This is a genomic window from Variovorax nivicola (assembly GCF_051216475.1).
GTDB lineage: Bacteria > Pseudomonadota > Gammaproteobacteria > Burkholderiales > Burkholderiaceae_C > Variovorax.
The window spans coordinates 920,428-935,087 of the sequence record NZ_JBPJZK010000001.1 but is presented as its reverse complement, the minus strand read 5'-3'; the positions used below and the strand labels follow the sequence as shown (position 1 = coordinate 935,087).

Below are 14,660 nucleotides of genomic sequence, written 5' to 3'. Positions count from 1 at the left end.
GTCGATTCTATGAAAACAGTCAACAAGTCCGTCCTCATCTGGTACAGCGCCGAAGAGATGTATGCGCTCGTCACCGATGTGGCGAGGTATCCGCAGTTTCTTCCCTGGTGCGACAAGGCCCGCATCATCGAGCAGGACGAAGCCGGCATGACGGCCGAAGTCGGCCTGGCCTTTGCCGGTTTGCACCAGAGCTTTACCACCCGCAACACCCATGTTCCGGGGCGCGAGGTGCAGCTGAAGCTGGTCGATGGACCGTTCTCCAACCTCGACGGCAAATGGAAGTTCGTGCCCGTGGGTGAGCAGGGCGAGCGCGCCTGCCGCGTCGAGCTGCACATGAGCTACGGCTTCAGCAATTTCGCTCTGCAGGCGCTGGTCGGCCCGGTGTTCGACACCATCGCCTCAAGCCTTGTCGAGGCCTTCGTCAAGCGCGCCGAGCACGTCTACGGCGCAACCTGATGACCATCGAGGTCACGCTGAGCTGCTCGCCCGCGGCGCGCGAGGTGTTCGAGCAGGTGCTGCAGCTCTCGCCTGAGACGACGCTGGCCGACGCCGTGCGGGCCAGCGATCTTTCGCTGCGTTTTCCGGATCTGGATTGGCGTCATGCGATGACGCCGGGCATCTGGGGCAGGGGGGTCGAGTGGGACCAGGCACTGAAGGACGGCGACCGCATTGAGCTGTGCCGTCCCCTCGCGGTGGACCCCAAGGTGGCGCGGCGGGAGCGGTTCCAGCGCCAGGGCTCGAAGGGAACCGGCCTGTTCGCGAATCGCCGCAAGGGCGGCAAGGCCGGCTACTGAGTTGCCGGGCTACTTGCAGTCGCTGTTGATGACCGTCTGAAGGCGCTTCTGCTCGGCGGCGCGCGCGGCGTCGTCCATGATCTCGCGTTCGCCCTGCGAATTGACCTTGGCAATGCGGATGCCGCTGTCGACGGTGGCCTTGCCCTGGCGTGCGAGAGCGCAGTTGTCGGCCTTGGCCTTTGCGATCTTGGCAGCTTCGGCGGCTTCCTTGGCCTTTGCTTCGGCCTCGGCCTTCTTGGTCTTTTCCTCGAGCTCCTTGTCGACGCCCGTCGGCTTCGGCGTACCCGCCGTCTTGGCCGGCGCAGTTGTCTCGGCCGGCGCGCCTTCGGTGGGCGGTGCATCGACGTTGGGGTTCGCAGTGGAGCGCGCCGCTGGCGGCGGGCCCACGCGGCGCAGGATGTTCTTCTCGGGCACATCGGGCGGTGGCGCCTGATCGCTGAAGACCTTCTTGCCGTTCTTGTCGAGCCATTGCCATTGCGCGCTTGCCGAAAGCGGCAGCGCAACGACACATCCCAGTACCAGCCAGTGCACGAATTTCATCCCCGAAGTTTAGCCGGGCCTTACTTTTTGCAACATACCGCTTAGGTAGTTTTGCAACGCTGGGGAAAAGCCCGGGCCGGCGAACAGGCCGGGCGCCTCGTTACAATCCGTCTTTTGGAGCTTCACCCATGCGCCTTCTCGGCAAAGCGCTCACCTTCGACGACGTGTTGTTGGTGCCAGCGTTCTCCCAGGTCCTGCCCAAGGACACCTCCCTCGCCACCAAACTCTCCCGCAACATCACGCTGAACCTGCCGCTCGTCTCGGCGGCCATGGACACCGTGACCGAAGCCCGCCTAGCGATCGCCATCGCGCAAGAGGGCGGCATCGGGATCGTGCACAAGAACCTCACCGCGCAACAGCAGGCGGCCGAAGTGGCCCGCGTGAAGCGCTACGAGTCGGGCGTTTTGCGCGACCCGGTGGTGATCACCCCGACGCACTCGGTACGCCAGGTGATGGCGCTGTCAGACCAGCTCGGCATCTCGGGCTTCCCGGTGGTTGATGGCGGCAAGGTCGTTGGCATCGTGACGGGGCGCGACCTGCGCTTCGAGAACCGCTATGACGTGCCGGTCAGCGAAATCATGACCCAGCGCGAGAAGCTCATCACCGTGCCCGACGGCACCACGCTGGCCGAAGCCAAGGCATTGCTCAACAAGTACAAGCTCGAACGCCTGCTCGTGATCAACGGCGACTGGGAGCTCAAGGGCCTCATCACCGTCAAGGACATCACCAAGCAGACCAGCTTCCCCAATGCAGCACGCGACGCCAACGGCCGCCTGCGCGTGGGCGCTGCGGTCGGTGTGGGTGATGGCACCGAAGAGCGTGTCGAAGCCCTGGTGAAGGCCGGCGTCGACGCCATCGTGGTCGACACTGCTCACGGCCATAGCTTCGGCGTGATCGAGCGCGTGCGCTGGGTCAAGAAAAACTACCCGCAGGTCGACGTCATCGGCGGCAACATCGCCACCGGCGACGCCGCGCGCGCGCTGGCCGACGCCGGCGCCGATGCGGTCAAGGTCGGCATCGGCCCCGGCTCCATCTGCACAACCCGCATCGTGGCCGGCGTGGGCGTGCCGCAGATCATGGCGGTCGACAGCGTCGCCACCGCCCTGCAGGGCACGGGCATTCCGCTGATTTCCGACGGCGGCGTGCGTTACTCGGGCGACATCGCCAAGGCCATCGCGGCCGGCGCCAGCACCGTCATGATGGGCAGCATGTTCGCCGGCACCGAAGAGGCGCCGGGCGAAATCGTGCTGTACCAGGGCCGCAGCTACAAGAGCTACCGCGGCATGGGCTCTATCGGCGCGATGCAGCAGGGCAGTGCCGACCGGTACTTCCAGGAATCGACCACCGGCAACCCCAACACCGACAAGCTGGTGCCCGAAGGCATCGAAGGCCGCGTGCCCTACAAGGGCTCGATCGTCTCCATCGTCTACCAGATGGCCGGCGGCGTGCGCGCCAGCATGGGCTACTGCGGCTGCGCGACCATCGAGGACATGCAGAACAAGGCCGAGTTCGTCGAGATCACCACGGCCGGCATCCGTGAGAGCCACGTCCACGACGTGCAGATCACGAAGGAAGCGCCGAACTACCGCGCTGAGTAGTCTGGCCCCCACGCTCCCCCACTGCGTGTGAGTCGCTGCCCCCCCGAGGGGGCCGCAGGCCGCCTTGGGGCGGCCCGGTGCCGGCCTGAAGCCCAATCTGGCCAGACCTTGAAAGTCAGGCCAGATTGAGTTTAGAATTTGGGCCAGATTCAAATTTTCTGGCCCAAATGCAATCCATCGGCATCGCTGAAGCCAAGAACAACTTCTCGGCCCTGATCGACCTGGTCGAAAAGGGCGAGGAGGTTCGCATCACCCGCCACGGCAAGGAAGTCGTGCGCATGCTGCCGGTGCGCCGCAAGCCGGTCATCACCGACGAGCAGATCGAGCGCGAACTCGGCCAGATCGACGCGCTGCACGCCACCATCCAGCCCGGCCTGCCATTGCGCGCCTTGCTCGACGAAGGGCGCCAATCGTGACAGCCTTCGTTATGGACGCCTCAGTCACCGCTGCCTGGCTGCTGCCCGACATGGCCAGCGAACACACGCGCAAGCTCTACGCCGCCATCCGTCGCGACGAGGTCGAGCCGCAGGCGCCCAACGCCTGGCAGTGGGAGTGCGCCAACATCCTCGCCAACGGCGTGCGCAGCGGCCGCATTCCGGCGTCTGCAGTCGAAGGGCTGTGGAGCGTGCTCGACGCCATCCGCCATCGCGTCGAACTGCACGAACTCGCGCCGGCCCAGCACAAGGCCGTGCTCGCGGTTGCCATCGATGCCGGCGTTTCGCTCTACGGCGCGGGCTACCTCTGGCTCGCAAAGTCGCTCAATCTCCCGCTCGCCACCTTCGACGAGCAACTCATCCAGGCGGCGCCGCAAGCGGGCGTCAAGCTGTTCGACATTTCAACGCTCTGAGTCCTTTCGCCATGCAACACGACAAGATCCTCATCCTCGACTTCGGCTCGCAAGTTACGCAGCTCATTGCACGCCGCGTGCGCGAAGCCCATGTGCTGAGCGAAGTGCATCCCTGCGACGTTACCGATGAATGGGTGCGCGAATACGCCGCCGACGGCCACCTCAAGGGCGTGATCCTTTCCGGCAGCCACGCCAGCGTGTACGAAGAGACCACCGACAAGGCCCCGCAGGCTGTGTTCGACCTTGGCGTGCCCGTGCTCGGCATCTGCTACGGCATGCAGACCATGGCGCACCAGCTCGGCGGCAAGGTCGAAGGCGGCCACAAGCGCGAATTCGGCTTTGCGGCTGTGCGCGCGCACGGCCACACCGCGCTGCTGAAGGACATCGCCGACTTCACCACGCCCGAAGGCCACGGCATGCTCAACGTGTGGATGAGCCACGGCGACAAGGTCACAGAACTCCCGCCGGGCTTCAAGCTCATGGCCAGCACCGACAGCTGCCCCATCGCCGGCATGGCCGACGAGGCGCGCCGCTACTACGCGCTGCAGTTCCATCCCGAAGTGACGCACACCGTGCAGGGCAAGGCAATCATCGAGCGCTTCGTGCTCGGCATCTGCGAAGCCAAGCCCGACTGGGTCATGCGCGACCATATCGCCGAAGCCGTCGAGAAAATCCGCGAGCAGGTGGGTGACGAAGAAGTCATCCTCGGCCTTTCGGGCGGTGTGGATTCGAGTGTGGCAGCCGCACTCATCCACCGCGCCATCGGCGACCAGCTGACCTGCGTGTTCGTCGACCACGGCCTGCTGCGCCTGAACGAGGGCGACATGGTCATGGAGATGTTCGAAGGCAAGCTGCACGCGAAGGTGATCCGCGTCGATGCCAGCGACCTGTTCCTCGGCAAGCTCACCGGCGTGAGCGACCCTGAAGCCAAGCGCAAGATCATCGGCGGCGAGTTCGTCACCGTGTTCAAGCAGGAAGCCGCCAAGCTCAAGGCGGGCGACGGTGGCCACAAGGGCGCCACGTTCCTTGCGCAAGGCACCATCTACCCCGATGTCATCGAGTCGGGCGGTGCGAAGAGCAAGAAGGCCGTCACCATCAAGAGTCATCACAACGTGGGCGGCCTGCCCGAGCAGCTCGGCCTCAAGCTGCTCGAGCCGCTGCGCGACCTGTTCAAGGACGAAGTGCGCGAACTGGGCGTGGCGCTCGGCCTGCCGCCCGAGATGGTGTACCGCCATCCGTTCCCCGGCCCGGGCCTGGGCGTGCGCATCCTCGGTGAAGTGAAGAAGGAATACGCCGACCTGCTGCGCCGCGCCGACGCGATCTTCATCGAAGAGCTGCGCAACTTCACCGACGCTGAAACGGGCAAGACCTGGTACGACCTCACGAGCCAGGCCTTCACCGTGTTCCTGCCGGTCAAGAGCGTGGGAGTGATGGGCGACGGCCGCACTTACGACTACGTGGTGGCACTGCGCGCCGTGCAGACCAGCGACTTCATGACTGCCGATTGGGCTGAGCTGCCGTATGCGTTGCTGAAGAAGGTGTCGGGGCGCATCATCAATGAAGTGCGGGGCATCAATCGCGTGACCTACGACGTGTCGAGCAAGCCGCCAGCGACGATCGAGTGGGAGTGACGAAATCGAGCAGTGGCAGCGGACTCTCCGGGACGCCGGCAATCGCGGCCACTGACTGCGACATCGTCTAGGCGGGCTTGCTGCGGGCCCGTGTCCCTCGGCGTGATGTGCATTTCAGAGATTGCCGGGCTGTTCATCCAAGCCGCCGCGTAGCAGTGAGATGTCGCGAATGGGGGGATTGCCAAACAGTCGCCTGTACTCGCGACTGAACTGGGTCACGCTTTCATAGCCGACACGGTACGCGGCAGAGGTCGCGTCCAGCCCCTCGGTCAACAGCAAACGTCGCGCTTCATGGAGCCGAATATGCTTCTGATACTGCAGCGGACTCATGTGCGTGATGGCGCTGAAGTGATGGTGCAGAGTCGAAACCCCCATTGCAGCTATTTCCGCCAGATCCTCGATGCGGATCGCTTCAGCGTAATGCTCACGTAGCCAGGTGATTGCAATCAGGATCTTGTCGCGCCGGGGGTCTTGTCTGGCAATGCGACGAAGGTGGCTGCCCGACGGCCCCATAAGCAGACGATATGTAATTTCGCGCAGCACCAGCGGCGCCATGATCGCAATGTCCTGGGGCTTGTCAGCAAGCGCGGAGAGTCGCACGAAAGCGTCAAGCAGTTCCGTGGTCATATGCCCGAAAGTCATGCCAGATTCGGCGTTGCTCGTCGCGGCGATGCCTTGCAGGTCGATCTCCCCTCCGATCGCCTGCACCATGGCAAAGTCCAGCTTCAACATCATGGACAGGCAGGGGCGGCTGGGGTTGGCCTCCAGCACATGCGAGATCGTGGGTAGATCCACCGCCGTCAGAACAAACTTGGCCGCGTCATATTCATAGGCATCCGAGCCCAGGACGACACGCTTGCGGCCCTGAACGACGAAGCCGACGCTGGACTCGTAGAGCATCGAGGCGGGTCCGGTGGGTCCATCGCGACGATACAGAGTCAGGCCCGGCAACGCGGATACGTGGTCGCCAGCTTTAGGCAAGTGCGCCAATAGATGTGAGCGAAGGCGCGCGCGCAGCCACGCGCCCTTCGAGTCTTCATCGGGCCGAGTCGGCTGAAGCTGAGCGTCATTCATCAGAACCATCGAGTCATTGTGCCCAGGGGGCTGTTGCCCGGACAAGAAATCCGCGCCCGGCAAGACGATCAGGCAATGATCGGGAAGGATCAGGCTAACGACCACCTGCAGCCATGCATAGAGTTAGACCCCATCACGAACTGATGGATACGAGATCGAATATGTCTAAAGCATGGCTTGTTACAGGTAGCGGCTCCGGCTTGGGCCGGGCAATCACAGCTAAGGCGCTGGAGGCGGGCCACCGTGTCGTAGCGACTGCGCGTGATGTGAGCCAGTTGGATGACTTGGTCAAGTTTTATGGTTCTCGCGTCATGCCGGTCCGTCTCGATGTGACCGACGAGCGAGAGAGCGTCGCTGCCGTAGACGCTGCCATCTCAGCTTTCGGACGCCTTGATGTTCTCGTAAACAATGCGGGGTTTGGTGAAACGCGGCCATTTGAAGAAGTTTCTTCGGACGACTTTCGTCGTGTTGTGGAAACCAATTTCTTTGGTGTCGTGAACCTCACGCGGGCTGCCCTTCCTGTGATGCGCCAACAGAGGAGCGGTCACATCATCCAGATTTCATCCGTCGGCGGGCGGTCTGCATTGGCCGGCAATGCGGCTTACATTGCTGCCAAGTGGGCGGTGGGCGGCTTTGCCGAGACAGTCGCTCTTGAAGCCGCATCGTTTGGAGTCAAAGTGACCGCACTCGAGCCAGGCGGTATGCGCACGAATTGGGGCAAGCGAGCGTTTGGAAGCGTGCCTGCCATGTTGCCGGACTATGAAGCCTCGGTTGGGGAAACTGTCCGGCAACTGGAAGCGTATTGGGGCAATGAACCAAGCGATCCTGAAAAGGTCGCGCAGGTTGTAGTCGGTGTCGCTGGAGCTGATCGCCTGCCGCCCCACATCCTCCTCGGCTCAGACGCATTCCAGGGAGCACTTGGAGCCGATGCAGCGAGAAATGCTGCTGCTGAGCGCTGGAAGGCTGTAAGCGCATGGACGGATATTGCTTCCGAGGGGCCGCTGCCCGATTTCCCTTCCGAGTAACGGAGCGAGTCCTCCCGCGGGAGGACTTCTCGGGTTGGCGGCGCGCCAAAGCGGCGCGCGCCTTTCTTCTTGCTCAGAAGCTCGCCTTCAGACCCACCGTCAACATCCCGCCCTTGGCCTGCTTTGACAGCTTGCCGAAGTAGTCGTAGTCCGCGGTGATCGCCAGGTTCTGCGTCACGCGGTACTCCGCGCCGAAGCCTGCCATCACGCCGGTGGAACTGCCCGAGATGCGCTGGTTGATCGGCACCCAGTTGTTGTCGCCGGAAATGCGTCCACGCGAGATGCCGAGGCGGCCGTTGATGGCGAAGGAATCGCCCAGCGGCAGGCGCGCGGTGGCGGCTGCGTAGAAGACCTGGCCCGTACCGCTTTGCAGGCGGGAGTAAGCGCCGCCCGAGCTCCACTGGCTCACGCGACCGAGGCGCGCATAGCCGGCTTCCACACCGAAGTTCTCCGTCAGCCTGTAGCCGCCGTAGAGCTTGTAGGCTGTGCCGGCCTTGCTGCTCTTCTGGCCGCCCCATGGCATGGGTACGCGATTGGAAGACGACAGGCTGTAGCTCGAGCGGCCGATGGCGCCGCCCACATAGAGTCCGGTGTCGGCGTTCGGGGCGGCGGCGTGCGCGCCGATGGCGGTGGTGCCGAGCAACAAGGCGGTGAGGGTGGTGCAGGCAAGCGAATGCTTCAAGATGAAATTCCTGGTTGGAGCTGTTGGGATCAATGCGACGCGTGACCGGCTGTTTCGCTCAGCCACCGACGTGCGACGATTCTCAAATTCCAATCTGAAGAAGAGCTTTGCGCTTGCTGAAGGGCTCATGAAGCGCACCTTCGATGCGCGATGATCGGAGCAATGCCAGAACAGCTTTTTCTTCCCGGAATCGATCCCCCGCCGCGGCCCCTGCCGCGCTCACGAAGCAAGGTGCTCCGCAAGGAACCATTGCCGCACACGCTCTTTCTCGCATTGCTCCCCGACACGCAAGACGCCGCGACGATCGCCGCGCTCGGCGAGCGCATGAATTCACAGCACACCCTGAAAGGCACGCTGGTCGAAGCGCACCGCCTGCATGTCACGCTGTTCGATCTCGGCGACTACGCGCAGGTGCCGGCCGACAAGGTGGCGCAGGCTTCGAACGCCGCCGCCTCGGTGCCCGTGCCGGCATTCGACGTCGTTTTCGAGAAGGCCATGAGCTACGCGAAGGGCGCCCTGGTGCTTTGCGCCGACGACGAAGCGAACGTCTCGGCCCTCCGGGTTTTCAGGCAGCGTCTGGGCGAAGCGCTGGCCGATGCCGGCTTGAAACCCTCGCGTTCATTCACTCCGCACATGACCGTGGCCTACGCGCGGCGCAAGCTCGAGAAGCACGCGCTCGAAGCTCCGGTCCGATGGACCGCGGCTTCGCTCGTGCTGATCGACAGTCACGTCGGCGAGGACGTGCACGAGGTGCTGGGCCGGTGGCCTGCCGCTGCGCAGAGTCCGGCGGCTGCCTGAGATGCGAACGCGCCGCTGATCACCGCGCAGGCATGGCCGTCGATGCGGCCCAACGGCGCTGCAACAGCTTCACCTTCCGCGCGCTCTGCTCATCGACCGGCGTATAGACCACAAGCCGCATGTCCGGCGACTCCTCGACCATGAAGGAGCTTTGCTCCAGTTCCATCCGGCCGACGCCGCGCACCTCGAAGCGCTTGGCCCTGTCGGTGCGCATGCTGACGTCGTGGTCCGGCCACCATTGCCTGAACTCGGGGCTGGCGATCTGCAAACGCTCGATCAATGCCAGGAAGGCCGGATCGTCGCGGTGCCGGCCGAACTCGACGCGAAAGCGCGCGAGCATGGCGCGCGCATCGGTCTCCCACTGCGGAATCGCAGCGCGATGCACCGGGCTGGCGAACACCAGCCACAGCATGTTCCGGTCTTCGGGTGGAAGTGCTGCGAGGTCACCGAACACGGCAGCAAGCGCGGCGTTCCACGCGATCACATGCATCGAGGCGGTAGCCAGGTAGGCCGGGCCGGTGACCGCATCGAGCATGCGGCGCAGATGCGGCGTGACCGTGAGAGAGGGGCCAGGCACGATCGGCGGCGGCCGGTTGTGTGCCAGCGTGAAGAGATGGGCGCGTTCGGTTGCATCGAGCTTCAGTGCCCGCGCAATGCGATCGAGAAAATGCGCCGAGACATCGATCTCGCGTGCCTGCTCCAGCCACGTGTACCAGGCCAGCCCGACGCCTGCGAGCTGGCAGACTTCTTCGCGCCGCAGACCCGGTGTGCGCCGCCTCGCCGTCGTCGGCAGGCCGACTTCCGCGGGCTGCAGGCGTTCGCGCCGGCTCCTGAGGAACGCGGCCATTTCAGCGCGTGCAGGCGTGGTCAGCGGTGGGGTCATGGTGCGAGGCTGATGGTTTTTATACCCGGATAACTTCTTGTCTTGTCGAGGGATGGTAGGCCTTCTACGCTGCCTTTTTCAACCGACCAAGGACCATTGAATGACATCCACCGCCCGCGTCAGGGAACGTTTCCTCGACTTTCGCCGCCGGCTCTACAACGCACACGATCTCACCGCCATCGACGACCATCTGCATCCCGAGTTCTCGAGCCACAGCCCGAATGTGCGGCCACTGCTGGAGGCCGTGCGCCAGGCGGCGCTGGCGGCCGACGTACCGCATATCGACGTGCGGCCGGCCTACAAGGAGTTCGCGAAGACCTTCCATGTCGGCCTGCCCGACCTGAGACCGGTGCACCAGGAGGTGCTGGTCGAAGAGGCGAGCCTCATGGCGATGACGTTCTGGGAAGGAACGCACACCGGTGTCTTCTTCGGCGTGCCGGCCACGGGCAAGGCACTGCACTTCTCGACGGCAGACCGCTATCGGCTGCAAGACGGCCTGCTGATTGAACACTGGGATGTGGTGGACGCGCTGGAGGCGTGGATCGCGCTCGGCATCGTCGTTCGTCCTGGGGGCGCCTAGCCGCCGTCCGCGAAGTTGTCGAACAGCAATCCGCGCAGCCACTGGTTGCCTGGATCGCGATGCGCCTTCGCGTGCCAGAACAGGTTGATCGCAATCTGTGGCAACGCCACCGGGTGAGGGCGCCACACCAGCCCGAAAGGTTCGGCGATGCTCTGCGCGAGCCGCTCGGGCACGGTCGCGATCATCCTACTGGAGCGCAGGATGTGGCCAATAGCCACGAAGTGCGGCACCTTGAGCTTGATACGCCGGTGAATGCCCTGCGCCGCCATCACGTCGTCGGCCTTGCCATGGCCCGTGCCGGCGGCCTGCACCTGTACGTGGTCGGCCGCGCTGAAGTCCTTGAGCGACACGCTGCGCTTGCGCGCGAGCGGGTGCTCCTTTGAAAAGATGCACACATAGCGCTGCAGGAACAGCCTGCGCTGGAACACGCCGGCTTTCAGCTGCGGCAGCAGGCCGATGGCGATGTCGACGTGGCTGGCTTCCAGCTCGTCGCGCAGGCTGGCTGCGGTGTTGTTGCGCACCGTGCTGATGGTCACGTCGGGCGCTGCCACCGACAGAGCTTCCATCAGCCGCGGCGTGAAGTAGATCTCGCCGATGTCGGTCATCGCGAGCGTGAAGCCGCGCGTGCTCGTGGCGGGGTCGAACACTACCTGCTGGTTGAGCGCCGTGTGCAGCGCGCCCATCGCGTAGGCTACCGGTTCGGCCAGCTGCAGCGCGAAGGGCGTGGGCTCCATGCCGCGCGCGGTACGCAGGAACAGCTCGTCGCCCAGCAGCTTGCGCAGCCGTGCCAGCGCATTGCTGATGGCCGGCTGCGAGAGCCCGAGCGACTCGGCGACGGCCGACACGCGCTTCTCGGCCAGCATGCGGTCGAACACCAGCAGCAGGTTGAGGTCGATGTCCTTGAGTTGCATGGCACACCTTTATTCATCACGGTGATGGAGAGGATTCACCAAATTCTATTGGTCAATCAGCAGGGGCCGCGCATCATCCGGCCCCAGAGACAAGCCGGCCCTGACGCCGGCGCAAGAGAACCCCACGATGGACCTGCATATTCACCCCCTTGCCCGCACCCTCGAAGTTCGCCCCGGAGCGAACCTGCTCGAAGTGCTGCGTGAGCACCATGTGCCGGTGTCGTACAGCTGCATGTCGGGGCGCTGCGGCACCTGTCGCTGCAAGGTGGTGTCGGGCCAAGTGCTCGACGCTGGGCAAGACGCGATCCGGCCCGACGGACAGGGCGAGCGCTACGTGCTGGCCTGCCAGAGCACGCTGACCGAGAGCTGCGCCATCGAGATCCCGGAGCCCGATGAAGTGGTGGTGCACCCGGCGCGCATCCTCAAGGCCACGGTCACGGGCATCGACGTGCTCACGCACGACATCCGACGCCTGCGCCTCAAGCCGAACAAGCCGCTGGAGTTTTCTCCGGGGCAGTATGCGCAGTTGCAGTTCGCGCCTGATCTGGCTCGGCCGTATTCGATGGCGGGGCTGAGCCACGACGCGGAGCTTGAGTTCCACGTGCGCAGGGTGCCCGGCGGGCGCGTGACGGCGCACATCTTCGAACAACTGCGCGTGGGCGATTCGGTGCGCGTGAGCGGGCCGCTGGGCACCGCTTACCTGCGCACGAAGCATCGGGGGCCGACGCTCTGTGCGGCAGGTGGCACGGGACTGGCGCCCATCCTTTCGATCGTGCGGGGCGCCATCGCGGCCGGGCTCACGCAGGCCATTCACCTCTACCTGGGCGTGCGCTCCGATGCCGACGTCTATGGCCTGCAGGAACTACGCGAGCTGCAGGCGCAGCACCACGGCCTGAGCGTGCACGTGGTCGTCGTCACCGGCCCCGCGCGCGACGGCCAGCGCATCGGTCTCATCACCGATGCCATCCGCGCCGACTGGCCCGGCAGCCTCGACGGCTGGCGCGCCTACCTCTGCGGCTCGCCGCCGATGGTCGAGGCCGTGACGCAGTTGGTGCGCGGTCGCGGCCTCGCACCCGAGCAGACTCACGCCGATGCCTTCTACCTGCAAGGCACCTGAGGCAAAGACCCACGAGAAAAGAAAAGGAGACCCGCGATGACCACGCAAGCCGTGTTCCCCATCGAGCTGAAATGGGAAAGCGAGAAGAGCAGCCGCATTCCCTTCATGGCCTATACCGACGAGGCACTGCACAAGAAGGAACTGCAGCGCTTCTTCTATGAAAAGCACTGGTGTTACGTCGGGCTCGAAGCCGAGATTCCGAACCCGGGCGACTTCAAGCGCACCGCCATCGGCGAGCGCTCGGTGGTGATGTCGCGCGACGAAGAGGGCGCCATCCACGTCTTCGAGAACGTCTGCGCCCACCGCGGCATGCAGTTCTGCCGCGAGCGCCAGGGCAATCGCAAGGAGTTCGTCTGCCCCTACCACCAGTGGAACTACACGCTCAAGGGCGATCTTCAGGGCGTGCCGTTTCGCCGCGGCGTGAAGCAGGACGGCAAGGTCAACGGCGGCATGCCGGCCGACTTCAAGACCGAGGAGCACGGGCTCACCAAACTCAAGGTGGCTTCGCGCGGCGGCGTGGTGTTCGCGTCGTTCGACCATGAGATCGAATCGCTCGAAGACTTCCTCGGCCCCGACATCCTTCACTACTTCGACCGCCTGTTCGATGGGCGCAAGCTCACCATCCTCGGCTACAACCGCCAGCGCATTCCAGGCAACTGGAAGCTCATGCAGGAGAACATCAAGGACCCGTACCACCCGGGCCTGCTGCACACCTGGTTCGTCACCTTCGGGCTCTGGCGTGCGGACAACAAGTCGGAGCTGAAGATGGACGCGCGTGGCCGCCATGCCGCGATGATTTCCACGCGCGGCAACGCTGGCAAGGCTGCGCAGGTGACGCAGGTGTCGAGCTTCAAGGAGAGCATGCAGCTGAAGGACCCGCGCTTTCTCGACATCGTGTCCGAGCCCTGGTGGGGCGGACCGACCGCGGTGATGATGACGCTGTTTCCGAGCCTGATCCTGCAGCAGCAGGTCAACAGCGTGTCGACGCGGCATATCCAGCCGGTGGGGCACGATGCCTTCGATTTCGTCTGGACGCATTTCGGCTTCGAGGACGACACCGAGGAAATGACGCAGCGCCGCCTGCGCCAAGCCAACCTGTTCGGGCCGGCTGGCTTCGTCTCGGCCGATGACGGCGAAGTTATCGAGTTCTCGCAGGAAGGCTTCGAGCAGAAGCCTTTCCACCGCACGCTTGCCGAGCTCGGCGGGCGCGAGGTCGAGAACACCGACCACATGGTGACGGAGACGCTGATCCGCGGCATGTACCGCTACTGGCGCGAGGTGATGGAAGCATGACGAATCTCGACGCCAACACTTACCTCGATCTGTCGCGGCTCTACGCGGCTTACGCGCATGCCGTCGATTCCGGCAACTGGGACCTGTGGCCTGCGTTCTTCATCGAGCAGTGCAGCTATCGCCTGCAGCCGCGCGAGAACCACGAACGCAACCTGCCGCTGGCCACGCTCTCCTTCGAGAGCCGGGGCATGCTGGAAGACCGGGTCTACGGCATCAAGGAGACGCTGTTTCACGACCCGTATTACCAGCGCCACGTCGTCGGCCTGCCGCTGGTGCACAAGGTCGATGACAACGGCACGATCCACAGCGAGGCCAACTACGCAGTGTTCCGTACCAAGCTCGACCAGGCCTCGACCGTGTTCAACGTGGGCCGCTACATCGACACCGTGGTGCCCACGCCCGAGGGCCTGAAGTTCGCTACACGCCTGTGCGTGTTCGACAGCGAAATGATCCCGAACTCCATCATCTACCCCATCTGAAAGCGACCATGAGCACGATGACCTGGGTCGACGCCGCGGCGGTCGACGACGTTCCCTCCGACGACGTGATCGGCATCGAGGTGCAGGGGAGGGACATTGCCCTCTACGGCACCGAGGATGGCATCCATGCCACCGACAACATCTGCACGCACGGCCACGCGCGGCTGTGCGACGGCTTTCTCGAAGGCCACGAGATCGAATGCCCGCTGCACCAGGGGCGCTTCGACGTGCGCACGGGCAAGGCGATGTGCGCGCCGCTCACGGAAGACCTGCGCAGCTATCCGGTGAAGATCGAAGGCGGGCGGGTGTTTCTCGCGTTCGAGGGCTGATCTGTTCTGCCTCCGATCCGGATCGTCTGTATCTGTTCCGCCGCGAAAGGGCTGGCGACAATAACGCTCCCTTTCACGG

At 64.4% G+C, this 14,660-nt stretch carries 19 protein-coding genes; 14 read left to right on the top strand and 5 right to left on the bottom strand.

Going from position 1 to position 14,660, the window contains the following annotated elements; translation table 11 throughout:
* Window positions 1-9 precede the first annotated feature (9 nt).
* Together ACSFBF_RS04400 and ACSFBF_RS04395 are read left to right on the top strand one after the other, a co-directional pair.
* Complete coding sequence (locus tag ACSFBF_RS04400) at window positions 10-456, top strand: type II toxin-antitoxin system RatA family toxin (RefSeq protein ID WP_258355058.1); 447 nt, start codon at window positions 10-12, stop codon at window positions 454-456.
* On the top strand, window positions 456-794 hold the full coding sequence (locus ACSFBF_RS04395) for an RnfH family protein (protein WP_435465104.1): 339 nt from the start codon (window positions 456-458) through the stop codon (window positions 792-794). Before ACSFBF_RS04400 ends, ACSFBF_RS04395 begins: the two co-directional genes overlap by 1 nt.
* Window positions 795-803: 9 nt before the next feature.
* On the opposite strand, the gene ACSFBF_RS04390 is transcribed toward ACSFBF_RS04395, so the two are convergent.
* Window positions 804-1,334: a DUF4124 domain-containing protein gene (locus ACSFBF_RS04390; RefSeq protein ID WP_435465103.1), complete on the bottom strand. Its 531-nt coding sequence runs from the start codon at window positions 1,332-1,334 to the stop codon at window positions 804-806.
* 128 nt (window positions 1,335-1,462) lie between these two features.
* Here ACSFBF_RS04390 and guaB point away from each other — a divergent pair, with 128 nt between their 5' ends.
* From guaB to guaA, 4 genes are all read left to right on the top strand, one after another.
* Window positions 1,463-2,932: an IMP dehydrogenase gene (guaB, locus tag ACSFBF_RS04385; protein ID WP_435465102.1), complete on the top strand. Its 1,470-nt coding sequence runs from the start codon at window positions 1,463-1,465 to the stop codon at window positions 2,930-2,932.
* Between the two features lie 167 nt (window positions 2,933-3,099).
* Window positions 3,100-3,348 (top strand): type II toxin-antitoxin system Phd/YefM family antitoxin, encoded by a 249-nt coding sequence (locus ACSFBF_RS04380; RefSeq protein ID WP_093074566.1) that lies wholly within the window; start codon window positions 3,100-3,102, stop codon window positions 3,346-3,348.
* 11 nt (window positions 3,349-3,359) lie between these two features.
* Window positions 3,360-3,779 carry a type II toxin-antitoxin system VapC family toxin gene (locus ACSFBF_RS04375; protein WP_435465921.1) on the top strand — a complete coding sequence of 140 codons (420 nt, stop codon included), beginning with the start codon at window positions 3,360-3,362 and terminating at the stop codon, window positions 3,777-3,779.
* An 11-nt stretch (window positions 3,780-3,790) separates the two neighbouring features.
* Window positions 3,791-5,410, top strand: a complete 1,620-nt coding sequence (gene guaA / locus ACSFBF_RS04370; RefSeq protein WP_435465101.1) for a glutamine-hydrolyzing GMP synthase — start codon at window positions 3,791-3,793, stop codon at window positions 5,408-5,410.
* A gap of 114 nt (window positions 5,411-5,524) precedes the next feature.
* Here the strand turns inward: guaA and ACSFBF_RS04365 are convergent, their stop codons facing one another.
* On the bottom strand, window positions 5,525-6,493 hold the full coding sequence (locus tag ACSFBF_RS04365; protein WP_435465100.1) for an AraC family transcriptional regulator: 969 nt from the start codon (window positions 6,491-6,493) through the stop codon (window positions 5,525-5,527).
* A gap of 152 nt (window positions 6,494-6,645) precedes the next feature.
* On the opposite strand from ACSFBF_RS04365, the gene ACSFBF_RS04360 reads away from it, so the two are divergent.
* On the top strand, window positions 6,646-7,509 hold the full coding sequence (locus ACSFBF_RS04360) for an SDR family NAD(P)-dependent oxidoreductase (protein ID WP_435465099.1): 864 nt from the start codon (window positions 6,646-6,648) through the stop codon (window positions 7,507-7,509).
* Between the two features lie 73 nt (window positions 7,510-7,582).
* Here ACSFBF_RS04360 and ACSFBF_RS04355 read toward each other — a convergent pair whose 3' ends face one another.
* Window positions 7,583-8,191 carry a porin family protein gene (locus ACSFBF_RS04355; protein ID WP_435465098.1) on the bottom strand — a complete coding sequence of 203 codons (609 nt, stop codon included), beginning with the start codon at window positions 8,189-8,191 and terminating at the stop codon, window positions 7,583-7,585.
* A gap of 1 nt (window position 8,192) precedes the next feature.
* Here ACSFBF_RS04355 and ACSFBF_RS04350 point away from each other — a divergent pair, with 1 nt between their 5' ends.
* Complete coding sequence (locus ACSFBF_RS04350; protein ID WP_435465097.1) at window positions 8,193-8,345, top strand: hypothetical protein; 153 nt, start codon at window positions 8,193-8,195, stop codon at window positions 8,343-8,345.
* A 77-nt stretch (window positions 8,346-8,422) separates the two neighbouring features.
* Window positions 8,423-8,989 carry a 2'-5' RNA ligase family protein gene (locus tag ACSFBF_RS04345; RefSeq protein ID WP_435465096.1) on the top strand — a complete coding sequence of 189 codons (567 nt, stop codon included), beginning with the start codon at window positions 8,423-8,425 and terminating at the stop codon, window positions 8,987-8,989.
* A 19-nt stretch (window positions 8,990-9,008) separates the two neighbouring features.
* Here ACSFBF_RS04345 and ACSFBF_RS04340 read toward each other — a convergent pair whose 3' ends face one another.
* On the bottom strand, window positions 9,009-9,872 hold the full coding sequence (locus ACSFBF_RS04340) for a helix-turn-helix transcriptional regulator (protein WP_435465095.1): 864 nt from the start codon (window positions 9,870-9,872) through the stop codon (window positions 9,009-9,011).
* Between the two features lie 100 nt (window positions 9,873-9,972).
* On the opposite strand from ACSFBF_RS04340, the gene ACSFBF_RS04335 reads away from it, so the two are divergent.
* Window positions 9,973-10,452: an ester cyclase gene (locus ACSFBF_RS04335; RefSeq protein ID WP_435465094.1), complete on the top strand. Its 480-nt coding sequence runs from the start codon at window positions 9,973-9,975 to the stop codon at window positions 10,450-10,452.
* On the opposite strand, the gene ACSFBF_RS04330 is transcribed toward ACSFBF_RS04335, so the two are convergent.
* On the bottom strand, window positions 10,449-11,363 hold the full coding sequence (locus ACSFBF_RS04330) for a LysR family transcriptional regulator (protein ID WP_435465093.1): 915 nt from the start codon (window positions 11,361-11,363) through the stop codon (window positions 10,449-10,451). The genes ACSFBF_RS04335 and ACSFBF_RS04330 overlap by 4 nt on opposite strands.
* Before the next feature lie 127 nt (window positions 11,364-11,490).
* Here ACSFBF_RS04330 and ACSFBF_RS04325 point away from each other — a divergent pair, with 127 nt between their 5' ends.
* Genes ACSFBF_RS04325 through ACSFBF_RS04310 form a run of 4 tightly spaced genes read left to right on the top strand, consistent with a single transcriptional unit; the run spans window position 11,491 to window position 14,581 of the window.
* The gene (locus ACSFBF_RS04325; RefSeq protein ID WP_435465092.1) at window positions 11,491-12,480 is read left to right on the top strand and encodes a 2Fe-2S iron-sulfur cluster-binding protein; all 990 of its coding nucleotides are present in this window, start codon (window positions 11,491-11,493) and stop codon (window positions 12,478-12,480) included.
* Window positions 12,481-12,516: 36 nt separating this feature from the next.
* A complete protein-coding gene (locus ACSFBF_RS04320) occupies window positions 12,517-13,773 on the top strand; it encodes an aromatic ring-hydroxylating dioxygenase subunit alpha (RefSeq protein WP_435465091.1) in 1,257 nt (418 codons plus the stop codon).
* Window positions 13,770-14,252, top strand: a complete 483-nt coding sequence (locus ACSFBF_RS04315) for an aromatic-ring-hydroxylating dioxygenase subunit beta (RefSeq protein WP_435465090.1) — start codon at window positions 13,770-13,772, stop codon at window positions 14,250-14,252. The genes ACSFBF_RS04320 and ACSFBF_RS04315 overlap by 4 nt, the downstream gene beginning before the upstream one ends.
* Before the next feature lie 8 nt (window positions 14,253-14,260).
* Complete coding sequence (locus ACSFBF_RS04310) at window positions 14,261-14,581, top strand: non-heme iron oxygenase ferredoxin subunit (RefSeq protein ID WP_435465089.1); 321 nt, start codon at window positions 14,261-14,263, stop codon at window positions 14,579-14,581.
* Window positions 14,582-14,660 lie beyond the last annotated feature (79 nt).